Below are 22,008 nucleotides of genomic sequence, written 5' to 3'. Positions count from 1 at the left end.
GAGCTACGCGGTGAAGGCGCCGGGGCCGCAGTTCGGCACCGCCTCCGTTGCGAGTGACGGCACCGTCACCTACACCGCCCCCGCGGACGCGACACCCGGCTCGGTCGCAACCTTCAACATCGTCGCGACGGACGGCTTCGGGCAGCCCGGTGAGCTGTACACGCCGCTCTCCGTGCGGATCAAGGGCACCGCCGAGGCCGACGTCTTCGGCGTCGACATCCCCTTCGAGGCGGATCCGGCCGGCACGCGCGTGGAGGTCCTGCCCGCCCACGCCCGCGGTGTGAACCCGCGGGTGACGAACGTCGTCGCCAACGTGAACAACGCCGCGGTCGCCTTCGACGCGACCGGCGCCACCTTCACCCCGCCGGCGGGCTACTCGTGGGGCGCGGCGCAGACCTCCTACGCCTTCGCCGCGCCGTACACGGTCGACGACGACAACGGCGTGCCCGCGACCGCGCAGATCAACGTGCGCGTGCTGCGGCCGCCGCTGCTCTCCGTCGACCACCCGCAGCGGGCGGTCCCCATCGGCGGCAGTGCGACCGCGACGGTGCGGGCCGACAACGATCTCGTGATCCCGGCGACCGGCGGCTACCGCATCGACCAGCCGCCGACCGCCGGCACGGCTACGGTGAGCGACCAGGGCGTCGTGACCTACACGGCCCCCGAGGACGCGGTGCCCGGCGACTCCGAGACCCTGCGGGTCGAGGTCACCGACAAGGTCGGCCAGTCCCGCACCATCGACGTCGCGTTCGTGGCCTACATCGGGGCGTACGCCCCCGATGTCGACGGGGAGCGAGCGGACGCGCCGTTCGCGCTGAACCTGCTCGAGGGAGCCGCGGGCGACGGGAAGAGCCTCACGGATGTCTCGCTCGTCTCGGGTGAGGCGACGGTGAACGCGGATCTCGCCACCGGAGCGGTCGAGGTGGCTCCGAGCCACACGTGGACCGCCGGGGAGGCATCGCATCTGATCGAGCTGGCCTACACGATCGAGGACGCGGAGGGCCGCACCGACGTCGGCGCCGCGACGTTCCGAGTGCTCGCGAAGCCGGGCTTCGCTCTCGGCGACGGGAGCGAATCGCGCAAGACCGCGGAGGTCGGCGACGTCGTCGAGTTCTCGGCCGCGGTGCTCGCGCCGGAGAACCTTCCGGAGACGGGCGCCTACGCGGTGACGAAGCAGCCCGAGCTGGTCGCGGTCATGGTGGCCGATCGCACTGCCGAGGGGCTGTCGGCGGCCGCGCCCGGTGGCGCACCCGCCACCGTGAACGACGCGGGGGTCGTGCTCGTCGACACGGCGGGAATGGTCGAGGGCGGTGTCTACGAGTTCGCGGTGACCGTCGAGGATCGTGTCGGGCAGAGCGTGGAGCAGACGTTCGAACTCAGCCTGGCCCCCGAGTCGGGCGGCGGCACGGAGGGCGGCGTCGACGGCGGCGCGGATGGGACCGCCGACGGCGGTTCGGACGGCGGTTCGGACGGCGGGAGCGATCCGCGCGGCACCGCCGGGCTGGCGAGCACCGGCACCGAGCCCCTGAGCGTCCTGGCGTTCGCCGCGGTGCTGATCGCGGCGGCCGCGGGTGTGCTGGCGCTGCGGCGCCGAGCGAGCTGACGCGGAGCGCATCGCGATCCTCGCTCGGATCGGAATCACGGCTCGGATGGATCCGAGGCTTCTGATCCGAGCGGGACTCTGCTCCGAGCGGCGAGCGGTCGGCGGCGAGCAGTCAGCGGCGAGCGGGGCGGCCGTGCCGGCCGGGCCGCGGCCCGGCTACCGTTCGAGCGCGAGGAACATCTCGCGCCTGAGCGCGTCGACGTGGGCGCGGGTCACGGCAACGGCCGCGACGGGGTCGTGCGCCCTGAAGGCGGCGACCAGCGCGCGGTGCTCGTCGCGTCCGGCCTCGAGCTGCTCCTGCGGGTACGGCACGAAGTACTTGATGAGCGCCTCGTAGGCGGACAGGTAGGCCGGCACCTCGGGCAGTCCGCTCATCTCGGCGACGAGGTGATGGAAGCGGGAGTCGGGCACGTGGTGCTCCATCCAGTCCGCGGCCCGCTGCGACTGCAGGATGAGCGCGTCGAGCTCGTCGCACTGCTCCGGCGTCGCGCGCAGAGCGGCCTCGTGCGCGAGCGCGCTCTCCATGAGACTGCGCTGATCGATGAGGCGGTGGATCGCCTGGCCGTCGGCGCGGTAGGCCGAGACCGACGAGTCCTGCAACTGCGGGGGTGCGTCGGCGACGAAGGTGCCGCCGCCGCGGCCGGGCCGCCGCACGAGCACGCCGTCGGCGACGAGACTCTCGAGCGCGCGTCGTGCGGTGATGGTGCTGACCTCGAGGCCCGCGGCGATGAGCTCGGTGCGGGGGAGTCTGCTGCCCGGTGCGAGCAGGGCGTGCTCGATGGAGAGCAGGATCCGCGCGCGCACGGTCTCGACGGCGGAGAGGCGCGTCATCGCCGCGGACCCGGGCGCGGTGAAGAGCGCGAGCTCGACATCGGCGTCTGAGGTCGTGCGTCTGGCGGCCATGACTTGAGTCTAGCGATCGGTCTGCTTATACTGATCAAACTGATCATGTTCATTATGATCAGTTTGAGGTGAGGAGGCCGTCGATGACCCGAGGCAGGCTCGTGATCGGGCTCGCGCAGCGCACCCCGCTCCCCGTCGGCGGGAGCCTGGAGCGGTTCCGCGAGGACGTGGCCGCGACCCTTCGGGAGCACCCGGAGATCGAGATGCTCGTCTACCCCGAGATGCACCTGCACGACGCCGGGCACCTCCCCGAACCGGAACGGGCAGCCGCGCTCGAGGCGGCCTCGGTGCCCCTCGACGACCCCTTCGTCGCCGCCCTCGGCGAGATCGCGGCGGCGCACGGGATCTGGCTCGTGCCCGGCAGCATCGGCGAGCGCTCCGACGAGGGGTACTTCAACACCGAGCTGCTCTTCGATCCGCGAGGCGAGCTGCGCGCCCGATACCGAAAGATGTTCCCGTGGCGCCCCTACGAGCCGCATCGGCCCGGCACCGAATTCGTGGTGGCCGAGCTCGCCGCGGCGGACCGGAGTCACGGTGCGGTCGGCCTGTCCAACTGCTACGACGCCTGGTTCCCCGAGCACACGAGGCAGCTCGCGTGGCTCGGCGCCGACCTCGTGGTCAACGTGGTCAAGACCACCAGCCAGGACCGCGAGCAGGAGCTCGTACTCGCCCGCGCCAACGCGATCGTCAACCAGCTCTACGTGCTCAGCGTGAACTGCGCGGCACCGGCCGGTCGCGGCCGCAGCATCGCCGTCGACCCCGAGGGCTGGGTGCTCGGCGAGGCCGGGCTGGGCGAGGACACCCTGATCGTGCACTACGACCCCGAGCGCGTCGCCCGGGTGCGCCGCACGGGCACCAGCGGCACCAATCGGCTCTGGGCGCAGTTCTCGCCCGGCGACGATCCCATCCCGCTGCCCATGTACGGCGGGCGGATCGATCCCGCGCGCTGGGCGCCCGGTTCCCCCTCCAGCGCCCCGTCGACCCCCTGAGACCCCCCGCCGACGCGAACCCGCGTCGGTTCCCCCGATTGGAACAACGGAGTACCGATGTCAACCACCACCGCAGCCCCGCCGACGCTCAGCCGCACCCTGCGGCTGCCCTCGCTCGTCATCTTCGGACTGGCGTACCTCACCCCGCTCATCGTGCTGGGCATCTTCGGGGTGATCGCCTCGGAGACCGGAGGCGCCAGCGCCAGCGCCTACCTCTTCGCGCTCATCGCGATGCTCTTCACGGCGAACAGCTACGGCCGCATGGCCGCCGCGTTCCCGGTCGCGGGATCGGCGTACACGTACGTGCGCCGCACGATCGACGGCCGGGTCGGTTTCCTGGTCGGCTGGGCGACGATGCTCGACTACCTGTTCCTGCCGATGGTGATCTGGCTGATCGGCGGCTCCTACCTCCAGGCCCAGTTCCCTGCGGTGCCGATGCCGGTCTGGATCCTCGGCTTCATCGTGATCACCACCGTGCTGAACGTGATCGGGATCAAGGTCGCCGACCGGGTGAACCTCGTGCTCATGAGCTTCCAGATCCTCGTCATCGTGTTCTTCGTGCTGCTGGCCTTCGCCGACGTCGTGCGCGCCGACGGGGCGGGCGCGCTCGCGAGCGCGGCGCCGTTCACCGGCATCGACACCGGGCTCGCGGGGATCGCGGGCGGCGCGGCCATCGCGGCCTACTCCTTCCTCGGCTTCGACGCGGTGACCACGCTCACCGAGGAGACGGTCGAGCCCCGCCGCACGGTGCCGAAGGCGATCATGCTCGTCGCGCTCATCGGCGGCGGCATCTTCGTCGTGGTCTCCTACGCGGTGCAGCTCGTGCACCCGGGCGGCGTCTTCGAGAACTCGGACGCCGCGGCCTTCGAGATCGCGAACCGGATCGGCGGATCGTTCTTCGGAGCCGTCTTCCTGGCCGCGCTGGTGATCGCGCAGTTCACCTCCGGGATCGCGGCCCAGGCCGCGGGGAGCCGGCTGCTCTACGCGATGGGGCGCGACGGGGTGCTGCCGCGGGCGTTCTTCGGACGGCTGAATCCGCGCTTCCGCACGCCCGTGCTGAGCATCCTCGCGATCGCGGCGGTCGGACTCATCGCGATCTTCATGGACGTGACCACCTCGACCTCGTTCATCAACTTCGGGGCGTTCCTCGCCTTCATCATGGTGAACCTCTCGGTGGTCGTCCACTGGGCGCGCGAGCGACGACAGGGCCGGTCGCACAACGTGCTGCTCTACGTCGTCTTCCCGGTGATCGGCATGCTCGTCATCGCCTATCTGCTGATCCAGCTCGACGTGCACGCGATCACGCTCGGCTCCATCTGGCTGGGCGTCGGCGTGGTGATCCTCGCGATCGCGACCCGCGGCTTCCGCCGCCAGCCGCCCGAGCTCGCGATCGCCGAGGCCGAGTAGGGGCCGCACCCGCACCATCCCGAGATCCCGATTCTTGTCGCGTTCGCGTCCCGAGTACGACGAGAATCGGGATCTCGGGGCCGCGTGATGTGCAACCCCGGCCACCCGTGGCCCAGCACCACTCCGTCATCCTGCGCGAGCGCAGCGGCCCACCACCCCGTCATCCTGCGCGAGCGCAGCGAGGCGCAGGATCCACACGTCCGGATCCTTGCGCCTGCGCTCACTGCGCGCAGGACGACGGGCGGGGAGATCCCGCATCGGGCTCGGGATCCGACGGCTTCTCGGCTCGGGAACGACCCGCTACCCGCTGCGCAGCTGCAGCCAGGCGGCGAGCAGGGTATCGGGGTCGAGCAGGGCGACGCCGTAGTGCTCCTCGGCGCGCCTCAACCGGTACCGCACGGTGTTCTCGTGGATGCCGAGCTCGCGTGCGGCGCGGGCCACGTTGCCGAAGCAGCCGCACCAGGCCGCCAGCGTCTCGGCCACCGCGGGATCCTCCTCGGCCATGCGGGCGAGCTCGGGCGAGCGCAGCACCGGCTCCTCCGCGAGGAGCGCGGCCGTGCGCTCGAACACGAGCGCGGGGCGCAGCGCCGAGACGGTGAGCAGCCGGCCGGCGGCCGCACTGCGCCCCGTGCCGGTGCCGGCGGACGCGGGTGCAGTGCCGGCGGGTGCGGCACCGGCGTGCGCGACGTCGAAGAGGCGATCGGAGAGGGTGCGCAGCTGGGCGACGTCCGCGGGCCGGTGGGCGATGCCCGGCAGCGCGACGCGCACGCCCGGGCCGACGAGCCGGTCGAGCACCGGCAGCAGGGGCTCGACGAGGTCGTTCGCGGAGCGCGAGGTCTCCTGCTCGATGAGCGCGTAGACCCGCCCGCCGCGCACCGCGGTGACGGTCTCGGGGCGGTGCAGCGCGAGGTGGCGGTGCACGGTGGAGCGCAGCTGGGCCGGCACCAAGGAGCGGCCGTCGTCCTCGGGCGCGAAGGCGAGCAGCGCGGCCCCGCGCTCCTCCGAGAGGCCGAGCTCGGCGAACTCCGAGCCGACGACGTCGTGCCCGTCCAGCAGCGTGCGCAGCCGGTCCTCGCGGGGCTGCTGCGTGGCCCGTCGCACGCGGAGGTCGTCGAGCATGTACGAGGCCGCGAGCGCGGCCGCGGCGCGGATGCGCTCGTCCTGCGCCCGCGTGAGCGGTCCGGTGCCGGATGCGTCGATCGCCCAGATGCTGCCGAGCGGGAGGGTGCCCGCGTGGATCGCGAACGCGACGCGGGGCTCCTCGTCGTCGAGGCGGGGGTACTTGATCGGGGTCTTCGATCGCAGCACCGTGCGGTACTGATCGTCGTTGAAGGGCGAGTCCGGCACGCGGCGCGTGAGGATGCCCTGGGTGCGGAGCCGGTCGATCACCTGCCCGGGCACCGAGGAGTAGGCGATGATCCTGCGCCCGAGATCCTCGATCGCGACGGATCCGCCGAAGAACTCGGCGAGCTCGTTGGCGAGCGCGAAGAGCGGTTCGGATCCCCGGTCGCGGTGCATGTCCTCGCTGTGGCGCTGCTCCCCGAGGAGCTGCGCGAGCATCGCGTCGAAGAGGTGCCAGCTCACCCGCTCGCCGACGCGGAGCAGCGGGACGCCCGCGGTCTCGGAGAGCGCGGCGAGCCGCTCGACGTCGCGCTCGCGGCACTTCACGGCGATCCCCGCGTAGCCCAGCCGGGCCGCGTGCTCGGCGAGCCGCGCGAGTCCGATCCCCGATGCGTGCACCGCCGAGGGGGCGAGCAGGAGCGTGCCCGGCTGTTCGGGGAGTTCCTCGAGCGCTTCGTGGAACTCGGTCGCCCGGACGATGCGCGTGGAGGGCGGGCCGAGCCGCGCGGCGGTCTGCGGCCCCAGCTCCTCGAGCAGCTCGTCGAGCGGCAGACCGACGTCTTCGAGGTTTGGAGAAATCTGTCTATCCATTTCTCGAAGATATAGGAGAACCACAAAGAATGCGCGCTCGAACGCGCATATCGTGGTCACGCACCGATGAGGATGGAGGACCACCGTGGCTCAGGATCAGACGCTCGACCGGCCCGCGCCCGCGGGAACCCGACTCGGCGAGCTGTGGGGCGTGCTGCCGGAGCAGTCCTCCCGCGCCGACGGCCCCGACGGCGGCGAGCTGGCCATCGGAGGTGTCGGCGTCACCGCTCTCGCCGAGCAGTACGGTACCCCGCTGCACGTGATGGACGAGACGGGGCTGCGCCGGCAGATCCGTCGTTTCGTCGACGGGCTGCGCGAGCGCTGGCCCGACTCCGAGGTGCTGTTCGCCTCGAAGTCCCTGCCGGCCGTGGGCATGTACCGCATCGCACAGGAGGAGGGGCTCTCGGTCGACATCGCCGGCGGCGGCGAGCTCAGGCTCGCGCTCGCCGCGGGCGTGGACCCCGAGCGGCTGCACTTCCACGGCAACGCGAAGACCGACGCAGAGCTGCGCATGGCGCTCGACGCGGGCATCGGCACCATCATCGTCGACAACGAGGACGAGCTCGATCGCCTCGAGCGGCTGCTCGAGCGGCCGCAGAAGCTGCTGCTGCGCGTCATCCCCGGCGTCGAGGCCGAGACCCACGCCTCACAGGCCACGGGCGGCGCCAAGTCGAAGTTCGGGCTGCCGATGGACCAGGCGAAGCGCGCCATCGCGCGCATGCAGGAGCACCCGCTCATGGAGTTCGAGGGTGTCCACCTGCACATCGGGTCGCAGATCCTCAACACCCGCCAGTTCGCCGAGGCCGTCGAGAACATCTCGACCGTCGGCACCTTCCCCGTCTACGACGTGGGCGGCGGGCTGGGCGTCAAGTACACCTACGACGAGGTCGCCCCGTCGGTCGAGGAGTACCTCGACGCGATCGTCGCGGCGGCCCGCGCGCACCTGCCGGCCGGCGCCCGGCTGATGATCGAGCCGGGCCGCTCGGTGGTGGCCCGCGCGGGGATCACCCTCTACCGCGTCGTGTCGGTGAAGCGCACCGGAGACGTCTTCGTCGCCATCGACGGCGGCCTGGCCGACCAGATGGACATCGCACTCACCGACCAGCGCTACGAGGCGCTGGTCGCCAACCGCCTCGACGAGCCCTGGACGGAGAGCGTGCAGCTGGTCGGCCGCCAGTGCGAGTCGGGCGACCTCTTCATCGACGGCGCCCCGCTGCCCGAGGCCCGGGTCGGCGACCTGGTGGCGATGCCCGCGACCGGCGCCTACGCCTACACGATGTCGAACAACTACAACGGCGCGCTCAAGCCCGCGATCGTGTTCGTGCGCGACGGCGAGTCCCGTCTCGTGACGCGCCGCGAGACCTACGACGACCTGCTCGCCACCCACCTGCCCGCGATCGAGTCCGCCGGCTGAGCCGACCCGGACCGGCGACCCCCACCCCATCCTCCAACGACGAAGGAGCACCATGAAGAAGACATCCCTCACCCTGCTGGCGTCCGCCGCCGCGCTCGCCCTCCTGCTCACCGGCTGCTCGAGCGGGGGCGGGAACGGCGGGGGAACGGGCGGCGGCGACGCCGGAGGAGCCGATCTCCCGGTCGGGGACGAGGTGAGCACGACCGTCGATCCCGCGCTCACGGAGCTGCTGCCCGAGGGCATCGTGGAGAAGGGGCGGATCGATGTCGCGGTCGACATCCCGTTCCCGCCCATGGCGATGTACGACGACGCCAACCGGGAGATCGGCTTCGATCCCGAGCTCGGTCGGCTGCTCGGCCAGAAGCTCGGCATCGACGTGTCCCTCAACAAGCAGGCCTTCGACTCGGTGATCCCGTCGCTGCAGGCCGGTAAGAACGACATCATCATGAGCGGCATGAACGATACGCCCGAGCGGCAGGAGACCCTGAGCTTCGTCAACTACACCCACGGCGGCTTCGCCATCGCGGTGAAGAAGGGCAACGACGCGGGCGTGGAGACGCAGCGGGATCTCTGCGGCCTGACCGTCTCGGTGCAGAAGGCCACCGTGCAGGGCGATCTGCTGCGCGCGATGGACTGCGGCGTGAACGTGATGGAGCTGCCCTCGGATCTCGACGCGCAGACCGCGCTGCGGGCCGGCAAGAGCCAGGCCTACGTGGCCGACGCCGTGGTCACCGAGTACGTGGTCGCGACGACCGACGACGGCGACGCCTTCGAGATCGTGCGCGACCCGGAGAACCCCGCCGGCTTCGAGCCCGTGTACAGCGGGATCGGGATCCTCAAGGGGGAGACCGAACTCGTCGAGGCGATCCGCGCCGCGCTCCAGGCGCTCATCGACGAGGGCAGCTACCAGGCGGTGCTCGAGCGCAACAACATCGGGGCGTACGCGGTCGACTCGGCCGGGGTGAACCAGGGGACGTCGGCCTCGTGAGCGGCGCAGGCAGCGGGGCGGCGCTCGTGAGCGCCCCCGCGACGTCCACGGACGACGACGTCGAGGCGATCCCGCTCAGGCGCCCGTGGCGCTACATCAGCGCCGCCGTGGTGCTCGCGCTCGTCGTGTGGTTCGTCGTCACCGTCGCCACCAATCCGAATCTCGACTTCGGCACGGTGGGGGAGTTCCTCTTCGATGCGCGCATCCTCGAGGGCGTGTGGCTCACGATCCTCATCACCGTCATCTCGATGCTGGTCTCGACGCTGCTCGCCGTGGTCATCGCGGCGATGCGGCTCTCGCCGAACCCGGTGCTCATGAGCGTGGCCTGGTTCTACGTGTGGGCCTTCCGCGGCACGCCGGTGCTCGTGCAGATCGTGCTCTGGGGCTACCTCGGGCTGCTGTTCGATCGGATCCGGCTCGGGATCCCCCTCACCGACGTGGTGTTCTGGTCGGTCGACACCAACACGCTCGTCACCCCGTTCATCGCGGGCCTGCTCGCGCTCACCCTGAACCAGGCGGCGTACTCCTCGGAGATCGTGCGCGCCGGCATGATGTCGGTCGACGAGGGTCAGCGCGAGGCCGCCTACTCGCTGGGCATGTCGCCGCTCTACACCTTCCGGCGGGTGCTGCTGCCGCAGGCGATGCGGGTGATCATCCCGCCGATGGGCAACGAGCTCATCTCGATGCTGAAGAACACCTCGCTGCTCTCGGTGATCGCGGTGATGGAGCTCTACACGCAGGCGCAGGTGATCTCGTCCTCCAACCTCAAGCAGGTCGAGCTGCTCATCGTGGTGAGCCTCTGGTACCTCTTCATGACGAGTGTGCTCTCGGTGCCCCAGTACTACCTCGAGCGCCGCTTCGGACGCGGCAGCTCGCGCAACCTGCCGCCCACGCCCTTCGAACGGCTGCGCGCGGCGCTCGACCGGCGCAGACCGGGCCCGCAGCCCGCGCCGCCGACCAACGCCGTGGAGGTGATCGGAGCATGACCGTGACCGAGACCGCAGTGGCCGCGCCGCTGCAGAGCGATGCGCTCGTGCAGATCCGCCGGGTGCGCAAGAGCTTCGGTGCGCACCGGGTGCTGCGCGACATCTCGCTCGAGGTGCCCGCCGGATCGGTGACCGTGCTGCTCGGCCCGTCGGGCTCGGGCAAGTCGACCCTGCTGCGCTGCGTCAACCACCTCGAGACCATCGACGGGGGCCGGATCATCGTCGACGGCGAGCTCATCGGCTACCGGCAGGCCGGCCGGAAGACGCACGAGATGACGCCGCGGCAGATCGCGCGGCAGCGGCAGGACATCGGCATGGTGTTCCAGCGCTTCAACCTGTTCCCGCACATGACGGCGCTCGAGAACATCATGGAGGCCCCGGTGGGGGTCGCGCGGCGCGGCCGGGCGGCGGCGCGGGCGCGGGCGCTCGAGCTGCTCGACCGCGTCGGGCTCGCCGACTTCGCGAAGCACTACCCGGCGCAGCTCTCCGGCGGCCAGCAGCAGCGCGTCGCGATCGCGCGCGCACTCGCGATGGATCCGAAGCTGATGCTCTTCGACGAGCCCACCTCGGCGCTCGATCCCGAGGTCGTCGGCGACGTGCTCGACGTGATGCGCGAACTCGCCCGCGACGGGATGACGATGATCGTCGTGACCCACGAGATCGGCTTCGCCCGGGGCGTCGCGGATCAGGTCGTCTTCATGGACGGCGGCGTGGTGGTCGAGGCCGGCCCGCCCGCGGACGTGCTCGACGCCCCGCAGCGCCGCCGCACGCGCGACTTCCTCGACAGCGTCAAGTAGGCGCAGGGATCCCGCCCGCCCCCGCGGGCGCGCCCGGCGCCCTGCCCCGCCCCCGCCCGCGCGCCCACCCGCGTTTGGTGTGCGCAGATCGTCGTCATCCCCACCGGGAAAGGGCGATCTGCGCACACCAAACGCGGGTCTGAGCCGCCGGACGAATGAGTGAACGGGCGGCCGCTCAGCCGAGCCGCTCCGCGAGCGCGGTCAGCGTCTCGGAGGTGCCGCCCTCGATGCGCACGCGCACCGAGTCGCGCGCGTCGACCGCGGTGGGGCCGCGGTTGATCACCGCGATCGGGATCCCCCGCCGCTCGGCGCGGTGCACGAGCCGCATGCCCGTGTTGACGGCGAGGGAGGTGCCCGCGAGCAGCAGCGCGCCCGCGTCGCGCACCAGGCTCTCCCCGGCCTCGAAGACGCGGGGCGGCACCGTCTCGCCGAAGTAGACCACCGCCGGCCGCAGCACGCCGCCGCAGACCGGGCACGCGGGCACCGCCACCCCGGAGGCGTCCGCGACGCGGGCGTCGCCGTCCGGGGCGATCTCGGCGTCGGCGTTGCCGGCCGCGAAACCCGGGTTGAGCTCGTCGAAGCGGGCGAGCACCTCCTCGCGGCTCCAGCGGCGGTCGCAGGAGATGCAGCGGATCACGCTCCCGTTGCCGTGCAGTTCCACCACGGTGCGGGATCCGCCCCGTCGATGCAGGTCGTCGACGTTCTGCGTGATCACGCCCTCGATGCGCCCCGCCGCCTCGAGCCGCGCGAGGGCGCGGTGGCCGGCGTTGGGCGCCACGCCCGCCGCGCGGATGAGGCCGATCCGGGCACCGGCCCAGAACCTGCGGCGGTAGGCCTCGTCGTGCATGAACTCCGAGATGTTCATGGGGGTGCGCGGCGGTGTGCCGGCGCCGCGGTAGTCGGGGATCCCGGAGTCGGTGCTGACGCCCGCCCCGGTGAGCACGGCGACCGGTCCGTGGTCGAAGAGCGCGGCCAGCGCATCGACGGGGTGCGTCTCGTGGGGCTGCGGCATGGGGTCCTCCCGTCTCCGAGTCCAGGCTACATCCGCGGCGCGTCCCGCGCCGCACGCATATGCCTTGCGGCGACTGCGATGCGGAGCCGGGGCGGGCATATGCCGGCGTCTGCATGACCGGCGCGTAACTTGGTGGTCAACCCGGCAGCGTCGCCGGTCGAAGACTGAGGAGACACATCATGGACAAGCCCCGGACCAACGAGCCGCAGAAACCGACCGCTGCTTTCGTGGGGGCCTCGTGGATCGCCCTGCTGCTCGGTGTGGCCGCCTACCTGATCGGCCTCTTCAACGCGGGGATGGAGCTCAACGAGAAGGGCTACTACTTCACGGTGCTCATGTTCGGACTGTTCGCGGCGGTCTCGCTGCAGAAGACGGTGCGCGACCGCAACGAGGGCATTCCAGTCACGAATCTCTACTACGGTCTCGCCTGGTTCGCGGTGGTGCTGTCGCTGTCCCTGCTCGCGATCGGCCTGTGGAACGCCGGCAGCCTCATCCTCAGCGAGAAGGGCTTCTACGCGATGGCCTTCGCCATGAGCGTGTTCGCCGCGGTGGCGGTGCAGAAGAACGTGCGCGACCTGGCGCGGTTCGCGGCGGAGGAGGACGAGGAGGCCGATGCGAGCGGCTCGCCCGCGGCTCCCGCCTCCGGGCGGTGGGGCGACGACGAGTAGGATCTTCACCATGACCTCAGCGCGCGAACAGCTCATCGATCTCATCACGTCGGAGGCCGTCTTCCACGGCGACTTCACCCTGACGAGCGGCAAGAAGGCCACGTACTACATCGATCTGCGCAAGCTGAGCCTCGACCACCGCGCGGCCCCGCTCATCGGCCAGGTGATGCTCGACCTCATCGACGACATCGACGGCGTGGTGGCGGTCGGCGGGCTCACGATGGGGGCCGATCCGATCGCGTCGGCGATCATGCACCAGGGGGTCGCCCGGGGCGAGGCCTACGACTCCTTCGTGGTGCGCAAGGAGCCGAAGGACCACGGCCGCGGCCGCCAAGTCGAGGGGCCGGATCTCGCGGGCAAGCGCGTGGTGGTGGTCGAGGACACGTCGACGACCGGCGGCTCTCCGCTCAAGGCGATCGAGGCGCTCAAGAAGGTCGGCGCGGAGATCGCCGCCGTGGCCGTGGTCGTCGACCGTCAGGCACCCGCGAAGGCGCGGATCGAGGCCGAGGGCTACGAGTACCGCTACGCGATCGGCCTCGACGACCTGGGCCTCCAGCCGCAGTAGGGGTGCGCCGGCGCGAGAGGCGGATCCGTCTCGCGCTTGACACCGGCCGCAATACTTTGCTTAACTGTGCGTTATGCATGACACCATTCGTACCCAGTCCGCCGTCGAGGTGAACTTTGGGCTGACCGGCATGATGATGGCCGGTTGTGGTGACATGTGCTGTCGAATGTGCATGTGAACGAATCCCGGATCTCGTTCCATCCGTCGCCGATATCGAGCGACACCCGCCCGGCTCCACTCCGCTGATCGCAGCTGAGCCGCGCACCCGCGAGTCTCAGGGCTGAATCGCAGCCCGCTCGCACCTCCGCCGCATCCCCGCGGCACGCACGCACCGCTCCCCGAGCGCGCAGTCCCGCAGACGTGGACCGCTCGGCTGCGAACGACAGCACGAAGGACATCATCATCATGAACGCCACCACCCAGACCCTCCGCTCCGCCCGCCCCGACCTCGCCGCCGATCTGCCGGCCCAGAGCGCTCCCGAGCGCAACGTGCCCGAGGGCACCGAGGTGCGCGGCTTCGCCCTCTACGTCGGCCTCGCGGACGACAAGATCGCCGAGGGCGACCCCAAGCTGGGCGCCATCGTCACGCGCATCAAGCAGCTCGTCGCCGAGCTCGCACCCGCCGCCGAGACTTACGCCGCAGTCGCGCTCGCTCCCGAGGGCACCGGCGGTCGCGACGTCGACGTCGTGCGCCTCGCGCTCGGCGACCCCGCCGCGCACGCCCGCCAGAAGCAGCACGAGGCCGAGGTGGAGGACCGCGCGGCGAGCGGCGTGATCCTCGATCTCTCCCGCAAGCGCGTGCTGCTCGACAACGTGGCCGCCGCGCTCACCTTCCGCGAGTTCGAGCTGCTGCAGTACCTCGTGCTGCGCGAGGGCCGCACCATCAGCCGCGAGGAGCTCATCACGGGCCTGTGGGCCGACGCCCCCGCCGAGGAGGTGCCGAGCGAGCGCACGATCGACGTGCACATCCGCCGCCTGCGGGTGAAGCTCGCGCAGTACCAGGACATCGTGCGCACGGTGCGCGGCACCGGCTACCGCTTCGACCGTCACGCCGACGTGTCCATCCTGCACACCGCCGGACCGAGCCCCGACGCTTTCTGATCGGAGGCTCCGACGCCGCACGGCTTCGAGCCGCGCCGGGCTTTGCTCCTTCCGCGGGCTGGTCGGCTGCGGTAACGTCGTACCAGAACGTAGTTTCGTAGGAGGAGACCGAGATGACCACGTTGCCCCCTGAGGGCCAGGAAGGCCAGGAGACTGGCGGCCAGCCCACCAGCGATGCTCCGCCCGCGGCTCCGACGCCGCCCGCGGCCCCGCAGCCGCCCGCTGCGGCACCCCAGCAACCCCAGTACCAGGCGCCTCCGCCCCCGCAGCCGCAGTACCAGGCTCCGCCCGCCGGCGCGCAGACCCCGCCTCCCGGCGGCTACCAGCAGCCGCAGGCCGGTTACGCCCAGCCCGTCGCCGATCCGGTGAGCAACATCACGCTGAACTATTGGCTGTCGGTGTTCTTCACCTGGATCCCTGCCCTCATCTTCTACCTCATCGAGAAGGACAAGGGCAACCAGCAGGCCTACGCCTTCCACCGGGACAACCTCAACTTCTCGCTGCTGCGAGTGGGCGTGGTCGTGGCGACCTACATCCTCATGATCATCCCCTACATCGGCTGGCTGCTGGCGATCGTCCTGTGGATCGGCTCGCTGGTGCTGTTCATCTTCCACATCATCGCCGCCGTCAAGGCTCCCGATGCGTACCGCCGCGGGGCGCAGCCGGAGTTCCTCTTCAACATCCCGCTCGTCAAGTAGCGGCGATCCTGAACGGCGAACGGCCCGGGCTTCGGCCCGGGCCGTTTCGTCTATCCGGGGCTCTCGGATCCGCGCTCCCGCTGCGCCCGTCGTTCGCGCCGGGCCGCGCGCCACAGGTTCCAGCGCTCCCAGAACCGGGCCAGCACCCGCCGCAGCCAGCCGAGCAGGCGCCTGGCCCAGTGGTACTCGGTGCCGAGGATCGTGAGCCCGATGAACACGATGAGCCAGCCGGGGCCCGGCAGGGGCACGAGGATCAGGCCGACGACCACGACCGCGATGCCGAGCACCGTGACGATCACCTTGTAGGCCGTGTTGAGCCACGGCCGGCGGCGGATCGCGGCGCGCCAGCGCTCCATGAATCGCCCGAACCGCCGGCTGAGCCGATGCGCGCGCTCCGCGTCGTCGGCGTACGGGTCGGTCATGCATCCGAGAATACGTTCGCGTCCTGGCATTCGGCCGGGTGCGCGACGGCCGCCCTACACTGATGGCTATGACTGCTCGATGGCGCTCCGTGTCCGAAGCCGCCGGCCTCGTCGCCCCGGACGGCACCACCCGTCCCACGATCTTCGCCGAGATGACCGCTCTCGCGCACGCGACCGGCGCTGCGAACCTGGGGCAGGGGTTCCCCGACGGCGACGGGCCCGAGTGGATCCGGGAGGCGGCGGTGCAGGCGATCCGCGACGGCGCCAACCAGTACCCGCCGGGACGCGGGATCCCCGCGCTGCGCGCGGCGATCGCGGCGCATCAGCGGCGCCACTACGGTCTCGATCCCGACCCCGATCGGGAGGTGCTGGTCACGGCCGGCGCGACCGAGGCGATCACGGCGGCGATCCTCGCGCTCGCGGGCCCCGGGGACGAGGTGGTGACGCTCGAGCCCTTCTACGACTCCTACGCCGCGTCGATCGCGATGGCGGGGGCGACGCACATCGCGGTGCCGCTCGTGCCCGGCCCGGACGGCTTCCGCGTCGACCTCGCCGCGCTCGACGCCGCCGTGGGGGAGCGCACCCGGGTGATTCTCGTCAACACCCCGCACAATCCGACGGGCACCGTGCTGTCCGCGACGGAGCTCGCGCGCATCGCCGCGGCCGCCGTGCGCGCGGACGCCGTCGTGGTGACCGACGAGGTCTACGAGCACCTCGTCTTCGACGGCGTCGTGCACGCGCCCATCGCGGCGCTGCCCGGCATGGCCGAGCGCACGCTCACCGTCTCCTCGGCGGGCAAGACGTTCTCGCTGACGGGATGGAAGATCGGCTGGGCGACCGGGCCGACCGATCTCATCGAGGCGGTGCTCGCGGTGAAGCAGTACCTCACCTACTCGGGCGGGGCGCCCTTCCAGCCGGCGATCGCCCGCGCGCTCGAGGCGGGCGACGGCGACGTCGTCGGACTGCGCGACGCGCTCGCGCGACGACGGGATCTGCTGGTCGCGGGCCTGCGCGAGGTCGGCTTCGCGGCGGTGGTGCCGAACGGCACCTACTTCGTGTGCGCGGACGCCGCACCGTTCCTGGCTCCCGGCGTGCTCGACGGCGCCGCCTTCGCCCGGGATCTGCCCGGGCGCGCGGGAGTCGCGTGCGTGCCGATCTCAGCGTTCTGCCGCGCGGGATCCGCCACCGGCGAGTCCCTCTCCTCGTGGGTGCGCTTCACCTTCGTCAAGGACGAGCGTACGCTGGCCACCGCGATCGAGCGGCTGCAGGCACTGCGCGGCTGAGGCGCATGAGCCAGCGCGTCCCGCAGAGCGGGATGCGCTGGAAAGCGGGTGCGATCAGGCTCTCCGCGCGGATCTGAAGAGGCCGGTGCCGTCGTGGGCCTGGCGCGCGACGGGCTCCTCCGTGCCCGCACTTGACATCGGGGCATGCAGGCCGCACTATTGGATATCATCCAAATAAGCTTGATTGAGGCCCTCATGCAACGACGCAAAACAGCCATCGCACTCCTCGCTTCCGCCGCGCTCCTGGCGCTCGCCGGGTGCGCCGCCCCCGCCGACGATACGTCCACGCTCCGGGTCATCCGGGCGGAGTCGTTCGACGGATGGAACCCCGATGGCGCCGCGGCCTACTCGACCTACCAGTCGCTCGCGAACGTGATCGAGCCGCTGCTGCGCGCCAATCCCGACGGTCAGACCATCGACCCCGGCATCGCGACCGAGTGGGAGTACGATCCGGATGCGTACACGTGGACCTTCACGCTGCGCGACGGCGTCGAGTTCAGCGACGGCACGCCGCTGACCACGGACGACGTGCTCTTCTCGGCGGGGGTGTGGGTCGAGGGTCCGAACTACGGCAGCCTCTTCTCCGGAATCAGCGAGGTCACCGCGCCCGACGACCGGACAGTCGTGTTCCGGATGGCGGAGCCGGACAACTCGCTGCCCGTGCTGCTGACCTGGACCTCGGCGGGTATCTTCCCAGAGGACTTCGGCGGTGTGGACGAGGAGGAGTACTGGCAGAAGCCGGTCGGCGCCGGCGCGTTCAAGGTCGAATCCTGGTCGACCGGTGGGCAGACGGTGCTGAGCGCGAACGAGCACTACTACGAGGAGGTCGGCGTGGATCGCATCGTGTTCGACACGGTCACCGACACCAACCAGGGTGCCGCGCTCATCGAGTCCGGCCAGGCCGACATCTCCGAGTACATCAGCCCTCAGGCCTCGGCCGCCTACGGCGAGTCGATCGTCGCCCTGCCCCCGTCGTTGATCGAGCACCTGAGCTTCAACGTGACCCGCGCTCCGCTCGACGACCTCCACCTGCGTTCCGCGATCGCCCACGCCGTCGACGGCGACGCGATCATCGAAGGCGCGTTCAAGGGATTCGGCGCCGAGCCTCGGGGCATCATCCCCTCCGGGCTCGCCGGATGGGCGGGGCCGACGGCCGTCCCGCCGTCGTTCGATCCGGACCGGGCGAAGGCGGAGATCGCGCTCGTCGCCTCGCCTCCGAAGACTCTCGAGGTCATCTACGACGCGTCGAACGAGGCCGACGACGCGGTGGCTCAGATCATGAAGCAGAATCTGATCGAGATCGGCATCGACCTCCGGCTGACGCCGCTCGAAACGGGTGCGTTCCTCGACCGCGCCTACGGACTCGACGCCGACATGATGATCTGGTCGTACGGGGCGATCTCGCCGGACGTCATCGACCCGCTGGCGTGGATCACCGGCACGTCCTGGCTCTTCAGCGGGGCCGACACCGCACGCGTCGAGTCGCAGTTCAAGCAGTACGCCGCGACGGAGGCTCCGGAGGACCGCGCGGGCATCATCCGCGAGCTGCAGGACGACGCGATCGAGGAGCTTCCCGTCTTCGCGGTCGCGGAGTTCCAAGCGCTGCACGCGGCCGGCCCGCGGGTGGAGGGCTTCGCTCCGACGCCCTGGGGCCTGTACCGGATGAACACGATCACTCTCGAAGACCGCTGACCATGCACGGCCGTTTCGGTTTCGTCCTCCGCAGGCTCGCCTCCTCGATCCCGCTGCTGGTGGGGGTGATCCTGCTGGTGTTCCTGATCCTGAAGATCACACCCGGAGACCCGGCCCGACTCGTGGTCGGCCTGCGCGCCTCGGACGATGAGGTCGCTCAGGCCCGCGATGCGCTCGGACTGAACGATCCCGTCGTCATGCAGTTCCTCCGCTATCTGGGGAACGTGATGACCGGCGACCTGGGGTACTCGTTCAAGTCGCATCAGCCGGTGGTCGAGATCATCTCGGAACGGCTCCCGGTCACACTCTGGCTGCTCGGATTCGCCGCCCTCTTCTCCGTGATCATCTCCGTGGGGGTGGCGATCCTGGCGGCGCGGCGTCCGGACGGAGTCTTCGACCACGCGGCACGGGCGGTCGGCCTGGTGCTCTTCGCCATGCCGTCGTTCTGGGTCGGCATCATCCTGATCCTGGTCGTCGCGCTCCCGACCGGCTGGTTCCCCGTGGGCGGCTTCGGGTACTCCCCGTCGGAGCACCTGCAGAGCATCGTCCTGCCCGCTCTGACCCTCGCCGTGTCCATGGCCCCGCTCCAGGTGAGGAGCCTGCGGGCGAGCCTGCTCAGCGTGCGGGAGGCCGAGTACGTCACCGCGGCGCGTTCGCTCGGGGTGCGGCCCTCGCGGGTGCTCTCGCGCTTCATCCTGCGCAACGCCGCACCCCCGACGGTCTCCGTCCTGGCGCTCAACATCGGATACATGCTGTTCGGGGCCGTGGTCGTCGAGACCACCTTCGCACTCCCCGGCATCGGCGACGGGATCGTGCTGGCCTCCCAGCAGCGGGACGTCCCGCTCATCCAGGGCTATGCGCTGCTCTTCGCCGTAGCCGTGATCCTCGTGTACCTCGTCGCCGATGTCGTCGGCGCGATCCTCGATCCGAAAGTGAAGGTGGACGCGTGACGTCGACACGCACGATGGCGAATGCGGTCGCCGGGCTGAAGCGCGAACGGGGCAATCCGCTCCCGCGGATGGTGTGGGCCGGAAGCGCGATCGTGGCCGTATTCATACTGACCGCTCTTCTCGCTCCGATCGTCGCGCCGGCAGACCCGATGGCGCAGGACGTCCTGAATGCGCTGGCATCGCCCAGCTGGCAGCATCCGCTCGGCACCGATCAACTCGGTCGCGACGTCCTGTCCCGAATGATCTGGGCGTCGCGCATCGACCTCCTCATCGGATTCCTGGGAGCCCTCTTCCCCGCGCTGCTCGGAACCCTGCTGGGTGCGCTCGCCGGCTACTTCGGCGGCTGGGTCGACCTGCTCGTCATGCGGATCTCCGACCTGGTCCAGGCCTTCCCCACGTACATCCTGGTCATCGCCCTCGTCTTCGTGCTCGGTCCCGGACCGGTGTCGATCCTCGTCTCGATGACGCTCGTCGCGTGGGTCGCCTACGCGCGTCTGATCCGCACGGAGATGCTGCGCATCCGAGAACTCGACTACATCGCCGCCGCCCGGGTCTCGGGGTTCTCGCAGGCCCGGGTGCTCCTGCGCCACGCGCTCCCCAACTCGATCCGGCAGAGCGTCGTGTATCTCCCGTCGGACATCGTCGCGGCGACGCTGGGACTCGCGGCCCTCTCGTTCCTCGGGCTGGGAATCCAACCGCCGGCGCCCGAGTGGGGGGCCATGATCGGGGAGGGGCAGGCGTACATCCGGGAGCAGTGGTGGCTGGCGACCGTCCCGGGTCTCGCGATCGTGGCGTTCGGCCTCGGTCTCAGCTTGATCGGGGAGGGGATCGAATCATGGATGAGGAAGTGATGACGGACGCGGTGCTGACGGTGGAGGACCTCGTGATCGAGCTGAACATCGGCGGGAGGTCGCTCTCGCCCGTCGACGGGGTCACCTTCGCGGTGGCGCGCGGCGAGACCCTCGGGATCGTGGGGGAGTCCGGCTCGGGGAAGAGCCTGACGCTGCGAGGCGTCCTCGGCCTCCTGCCCGCCGGCGCCAGGAGCCGCGGCCGGGTGGCGGTCGGCGGCGAGGAGAGCAGCGGCGCCGTGCGCATCGCCATGGTCTTCCAGGAGCCCATGCTCGCGCTCAACCCCACGATGCGCGTCGGCGACTTCATCGGCGAGGCGGTCCGGGCGAACTCGAAGCTGTCCCGGGCGGCGGTGCACCGCCGCGTGCTCGAGCTCATGGCCGACGTCGGCATCCCCGAACCGGCCGTGCGGGCGCGCATGTGGCCGCACGAGCTGTCCGGGGGGCTCCGGCAGCGGGTGATGATCGCGGCCGCGCTCGGCGCCGATCCCGCGATCCTGCTCTGCGACGAGCCCACCACGGCGCTCGACGTCACGATCCAGGCGCAAGTCCTCGACCTCTTGAAACGGCTCACCCGCGAACGCGGCATGGCCATGGTCTTCGTCTCGCATGATCTGGCCGTCGTCGGCCGCGTCAGCGATCGGATCGCGGTGATGTACGCGGGCCGCCTCGTCGAGGTCGGCGCGTCGGAGGACGTGCTCCGCCGGCCGCAGCACCCCTACACCGCCGCGCTCCTGCGGTGCACGCCCTCCGCGGTCACGCAGGGGCACGCGCTCGAGACGATCCCGGGAAGCCCTCCGGATCCCGGACGCTTCCCGCCGGGGTGCCGCTTCGCGCCGAGGTGCGGATTCGCCGCGGAGGTGTGCCGGTCGGCTCCCTACCGGCTGGAGTCCTCGGAACGCGGAAGCACGGCGTGCATCCGCAGCGAGATCCTCGCGGAGGTCGGGGCATGAGCGCAGTGATCGAGGCGAGGGATCTGAGCGTGCACTACGGGCGCACCCGCCGCTCGGGCCCGCCGTCGCTCGATTCGGCGTCGCTGACCGTCCGGGCCGGCGAATCGGTCGGCATCGTCGGCGAGTCCGGATCGGGGAAGTCCACCCTGGCTCGCGCGATCGTCGGACTGGTTCCGCTCACGACCGGGGAGCTCCGCCTGGACGGCGAGCTCATCGGCCGCCGGCGCACGCGAGGGCAGGTGAGACGCCTGCAGATGGTGTTCCAGGATCCGAGTTCGTCGCTGAACCCGTCGATGACGGTGGGGTCGATGCTCGAGGAGCTGATCCGCTTCCACCGGCTGGCGAGCGGTCCGCGGGTGGAGTCCCGCGTCCGCGAGCTGCTCGCGATGGTCGGGCTGCCCGACTCCGCGTTCCACGCGCTGCCACGACGCCTGTCGGGCGGTCAGCGTCAGCGGGTCGGGATCGCCCGGGCGCTCGCCGTCGAACCGGCGGTGCTCATCGCGGACGAGTCGACGGCCGCGCTCGATGTCTCGGTGCAGGCCGCCATCCTGAACCTGCTGATGAGGCTCCGGGACGAACTCGGGCTGACCATGCTGTTCATCTCCCACGACCTCGCCGTCGTGAAGCACATCAGCGAGCGGGTCATCGTGATGCAGGGCGGGCGACTGGTCGAGGATCGCCCGGCTGAGCTCCTGTTCGCCGAGCCCGCGCACCCCTACACCCGGGAGCTTCTCGCCGCGGTACCGCGCTTATAGGATGGGCGCGAGCGCCGAAGCGGCGTCGAACGACGTGTGAGG

At 70.9% G+C, this 22,008-nt stretch carries 20 protein-coding genes and 1 pseudogene; 17 read left to right on the top strand and 4 right to left on the bottom strand.

Annotated elements, in window-relative coordinates; genetic code table 11:
- Positions 1-1,603 (top strand): annotated as a pseudogene (locus ACWKZU_RS11680) (hypothetical protein); the annotation flags it as partial.
- A gap of 156 nt (positions 1,604-1,759) precedes the next feature.
- Here ACWKZU_RS11680 and ACWKZU_RS11675 read toward each other — a convergent pair.
- Entirely contained in the window at positions 1,760-2,506 is a 747-nt protein-coding gene (locus ACWKZU_RS11675) for a FadR/GntR family transcriptional regulator (protein WP_449282497.1), read from the bottom strand.
- An 83-nt stretch (positions 2,507-2,589) separates the two neighbouring features.
- On the opposite strand from ACWKZU_RS11675, the gene ACWKZU_RS11670 reads away from it, so the two are divergent.
- Both ACWKZU_RS11670 and ACWKZU_RS11665 read left to right on the top strand, forming a co-directional pair.
- Positions 2,590-3,495 (top strand): carbon-nitrogen hydrolase family protein, encoded by a 906-nt coding sequence (locus ACWKZU_RS11670; protein WP_449282496.1) that lies wholly within the window; start codon positions 2,590-2,592, stop codon positions 3,493-3,495.
- A gap of 57 nt (positions 3,496-3,552) precedes the next feature.
- Positions 3,553-4,902 carry an APC family permease gene (locus ACWKZU_RS11665; protein ID WP_449282495.1) on the top strand — a complete coding sequence of 450 codons (1,350 nt, stop codon included), beginning with the start codon at positions 3,553-3,555 and terminating at the stop codon, positions 4,900-4,902.
- Positions 4,903-5,202: 300 nt separating this feature from the next.
- On the opposite strand, the gene ACWKZU_RS11660 is transcribed toward ACWKZU_RS11665, so the two are convergent.
- Positions 5,203-6,834, bottom strand: a complete 1,632-nt coding sequence (locus tag ACWKZU_RS11660) for a PucR family transcriptional regulator (protein ID WP_449282494.1) — start codon at positions 6,832-6,834, stop codon at positions 5,203-5,205.
- 85 nt (positions 6,835-6,919) lie between these two features.
- Here ACWKZU_RS11660 and lysA point away from each other — a divergent pair, with 85 nt between their 5' ends.
- Genes lysA through ACWKZU_RS11640 form a run of 4 tightly spaced genes read left to right on the top strand, consistent with a single transcriptional unit; the run spans position 6,920 to position 11,019 of the window.
- Positions 6,920-8,248 carry a diaminopimelate decarboxylase gene (lysA, locus tag ACWKZU_RS11655; RefSeq protein WP_449282493.1) on the top strand — a complete coding sequence of 443 codons (1,329 nt, stop codon included), beginning with the start codon at positions 6,920-6,922 and terminating at the stop codon, positions 8,246-8,248.
- Between the two features lie 52 nt (positions 8,249-8,300).
- Positions 8,301-9,236, top strand: a complete 936-nt coding sequence (locus tag ACWKZU_RS11650; protein ID WP_449282492.1) for an ABC transporter substrate-binding protein — start codon at positions 8,301-8,303, stop codon at positions 9,234-9,236.
- Positions 9,233-10,222, top strand: a complete 990-nt coding sequence (locus ACWKZU_RS11645; RefSeq protein ID WP_449282491.1) for an amino acid ABC transporter permease — start codon at positions 9,233-9,235, stop codon at positions 10,220-10,222. The genes ACWKZU_RS11650 and ACWKZU_RS11645 overlap by 4 nt, the downstream gene beginning before the upstream one ends.
- The gene (locus ACWKZU_RS11640) at positions 10,219-11,019 is read left to right on the top strand and encodes an amino acid ABC transporter ATP-binding protein (RefSeq protein WP_449282490.1); all 801 of its coding nucleotides are present in this window, start codon (positions 10,219-10,221) and stop codon (positions 11,017-11,019) included. Before ACWKZU_RS11645 ends, ACWKZU_RS11640 begins: the two co-directional genes overlap by 4 nt.
- 175 nt (positions 11,020-11,194) lie before the next feature.
- Here ACWKZU_RS11640 and ACWKZU_RS11635 read toward each other — a convergent pair whose 3' ends face one another.
- Positions 11,195-12,031 carry a Sir2 family NAD-dependent protein deacetylase gene (locus ACWKZU_RS11635; protein WP_449282489.1) on the bottom strand — a complete coding sequence of 279 codons (837 nt, stop codon included), beginning with the start codon at positions 12,029-12,031 and terminating at the stop codon, positions 11,195-11,197.
- Positions 12,032-12,210: 179 nt separating this feature from the next.
- Here ACWKZU_RS11635 and yiaA point away from each other — a divergent pair, with 179 nt between their 5' ends.
- From yiaA to ACWKZU_RS11615, 4 genes are all read left to right on the top strand, one after another.
- On the top strand, positions 12,211-12,699 hold the full coding sequence (gene yiaA / locus ACWKZU_RS11630; protein WP_449282488.1) for an inner membrane protein YiaA: 489 nt from the start codon (positions 12,211-12,213) through the stop codon (positions 12,697-12,699).
- A 10-nt stretch (positions 12,700-12,709) separates the two neighbouring features.
- Positions 12,710-13,264: an orotate phosphoribosyltransferase gene (gene pyrE / locus ACWKZU_RS11625; RefSeq protein ID WP_449282487.1), complete on the top strand. Its 555-nt coding sequence runs from the start codon at positions 12,710-12,712 to the stop codon at positions 13,262-13,264.
- A 405-nt stretch (positions 13,265-13,669) separates the two neighbouring features.
- On the top strand, positions 13,670-14,365 hold the full coding sequence (locus ACWKZU_RS11620) for a winged helix-turn-helix domain-containing protein (protein ID WP_449282486.1): 696 nt from the start codon (positions 13,670-13,672) through the stop codon (positions 14,363-14,365).
- Positions 14,366-14,478: 113 nt separating this feature from the next.
- Positions 14,479-15,063 carry a DUF4870 domain-containing protein gene (locus ACWKZU_RS11615; protein WP_449282485.1) on the top strand — a complete coding sequence of 195 codons (585 nt, stop codon included), beginning with the start codon at positions 14,479-14,481 and terminating at the stop codon, positions 15,061-15,063.
- 50 nt (positions 15,064-15,113) lie between these two features.
- Here ACWKZU_RS11615 and ACWKZU_RS11610 read toward each other — a convergent pair whose 3' ends face one another.
- Positions 15,114-15,485, bottom strand: a complete 372-nt coding sequence (locus ACWKZU_RS11610; protein WP_449282484.1) for a TIGR02611 family protein — start codon at positions 15,483-15,485, stop codon at positions 15,114-15,116.
- Positions 15,486-15,553: 68 nt separating this feature from the next.
- Between ACWKZU_RS11610 and ACWKZU_RS11605 the strand changes: the two genes are divergently transcribed.
- The 6 genes from ACWKZU_RS11605 to ACWKZU_RS11580 all read left to right on the top strand — a co-directional run bounded on the left by ACWKZU_RS11605 (position 15,554) and on the right by ACWKZU_RS11580 (position 21,966).
- Positions 15,554-16,768: a pyridoxal phosphate-dependent aminotransferase gene (locus tag ACWKZU_RS11605; protein ID WP_449282483.1), complete on the top strand. Its 1,215-nt coding sequence runs from the start codon at positions 15,554-15,556 to the stop codon at positions 16,766-16,768.
- Between the two features lie 195 nt (positions 16,769-16,963).
- Positions 16,964-18,460 (top strand): ABC transporter substrate-binding protein, encoded by a 1,497-nt coding sequence (locus ACWKZU_RS11600; protein ID WP_449282482.1) that lies wholly within the window; start codon positions 16,964-16,966, stop codon positions 18,458-18,460.
- Positions 18,461-18,462: 2 nt separating this feature from the next.
- Positions 18,463-19,410 carry an ABC transporter permease gene (locus tag ACWKZU_RS11595; RefSeq protein WP_449282481.1) on the top strand — a complete coding sequence of 316 codons (948 nt, stop codon included), beginning with the start codon at positions 18,463-18,465 and terminating at the stop codon, positions 19,408-19,410.
- The gene (locus ACWKZU_RS11590) at positions 19,407-20,261 is read left to right on the top strand and encodes an ABC transporter permease (RefSeq protein ID WP_449282480.1); all 855 of its coding nucleotides are present in this window, start codon (positions 19,407-19,409) and stop codon (positions 20,259-20,261) included. Before ACWKZU_RS11595 ends, ACWKZU_RS11590 begins: the two co-directional genes overlap by 4 nt.
- Entirely contained in the window at positions 20,246-21,211 is a 966-nt protein-coding gene (locus ACWKZU_RS11585) for an ABC transporter ATP-binding protein (protein WP_449282479.1), read from the top strand. The genes ACWKZU_RS11590 and ACWKZU_RS11585 overlap by 16 nt, the downstream gene beginning before the upstream one ends.
- On the top strand, positions 21,208-21,966 hold the full coding sequence (locus ACWKZU_RS11580) for an ATP-binding cassette domain-containing protein (protein WP_449282478.1): 759 nt from the start codon (positions 21,208-21,210) through the stop codon (positions 21,964-21,966). The genes ACWKZU_RS11585 and ACWKZU_RS11580 overlap by 4 nt, the downstream gene beginning before the upstream one ends.
- Positions 21,967-22,008 lie beyond the last annotated feature (42 nt).

The sequence above is a fragment of the Leucobacter sp. genome (assembly GCF_053528595.1).
Note: the sequence above shows the minus strand (reverse complement) of the source record. Positions and strands in the feature narration are given on the sequence as shown.

Excerpts from the sequence above, each read along its gene's own strand:
- ACWKZU_RS11675 (WP_449282497.1), bottom strand. The coding sequence starts at position 2,506 with ATGGCCGCCAGACGCACGACCTCAGACGCCGATGTCGAGCTCGCGCTC.
- ACWKZU_RS11670 (WP_449282496.1), top strand. The coding sequence starts at position 2,590 with ATGACCCGAGGCAGGCTCGTGATCGGGCTCGCGCAGCGCACCCCGCTC.
- ACWKZU_RS11665 (WP_449282495.1), top strand. The coding sequence starts at position 3,553 with ATGTCAACCACCACCGCAGCCCCGCCGACGCTCAGCCGCACCCTGCGG.
- ACWKZU_RS11660 (WP_449282494.1), bottom strand. The coding sequence starts at position 6,834 with ATGGATAGACAGATTTCTCCAAACCTCGAAGACGTCGGTCTGCCGCTC.
- ACWKZU_RS11650 (WP_449282492.1), top strand. The coding sequence starts at position 8,301 with ATGAAGAAGACATCCCTCACCCTGCTGGCGTCCGCCGCCGCGCTCGCC.
- ACWKZU_RS11640 (WP_449282490.1), top strand. The coding sequence starts at position 10,219 with ATGACCGTGACCGAGACCGCAGTGGCCGCGCCGCTGCAGAGCGATGCG.
- ACWKZU_RS11635 (WP_449282489.1), bottom strand. The coding sequence starts at position 12,031 with ATGCCGCAGCCCCACGAGACGCACCCCGTCGATGCGCTGGCCGCGCTC.
- yiaA (WP_449282488.1), top strand. The coding sequence starts at position 12,211 with ATGGACAAGCCCCGGACCAACGAGCCGCAGAAACCGACCGCTGCTTTC.
- pyrE (WP_449282487.1), top strand. The coding sequence starts at position 12,710 with ATGACCTCAGCGCGCGAACAGCTCATCGATCTCATCACGTCGGAGGCC.
- ACWKZU_RS11620 (WP_449282486.1), top strand. The coding sequence starts at position 13,670 with ATGAACGCCACCACCCAGACCCTCCGCTCCGCCCGCCCCGACCTCGCC.
- ACWKZU_RS11615 (WP_449282485.1), top strand. The coding sequence starts at position 14,479 with ATGACCACGTTGCCCCCTGAGGGCCAGGAAGGCCAGGAGACTGGCGGC.
- ACWKZU_RS11610 (WP_449282484.1), bottom strand. The coding sequence starts at position 15,485 with ATGACCGACCCGTACGCCGACGACGCGGAGCGCGCGCATCGGCTCAGC.
- ACWKZU_RS11605 (WP_449282483.1), top strand. The coding sequence starts at position 15,554 with ATGACTGCTCGATGGCGCTCCGTGTCCGAAGCCGCCGGCCTCGTCGCC.
- ACWKZU_RS11600 (WP_449282482.1), top strand. The coding sequence starts at position 16,964 with ATGCAACGACGCAAAACAGCCATCGCACTCCTCGCTTCCGCCGCGCTC.
- ACWKZU_RS11595 (WP_449282481.1), top strand. The coding sequence starts at position 18,463 with ATGCACGGCCGTTTCGGTTTCGTCCTCCGCAGGCTCGCCTCCTCGATC.
- ACWKZU_RS11585 (WP_449282479.1), top strand. The coding sequence starts at position 20,246 with ATGGATGAGGAAGTGATGACGGACGCGGTGCTGACGGTGGAGGACCTC.
- ACWKZU_RS11580 (WP_449282478.1), top strand. The coding sequence starts at position 21,208 with ATGAGCGCAGTGATCGAGGCGAGGGATCTGAGCGTGCACTACGGGCGC.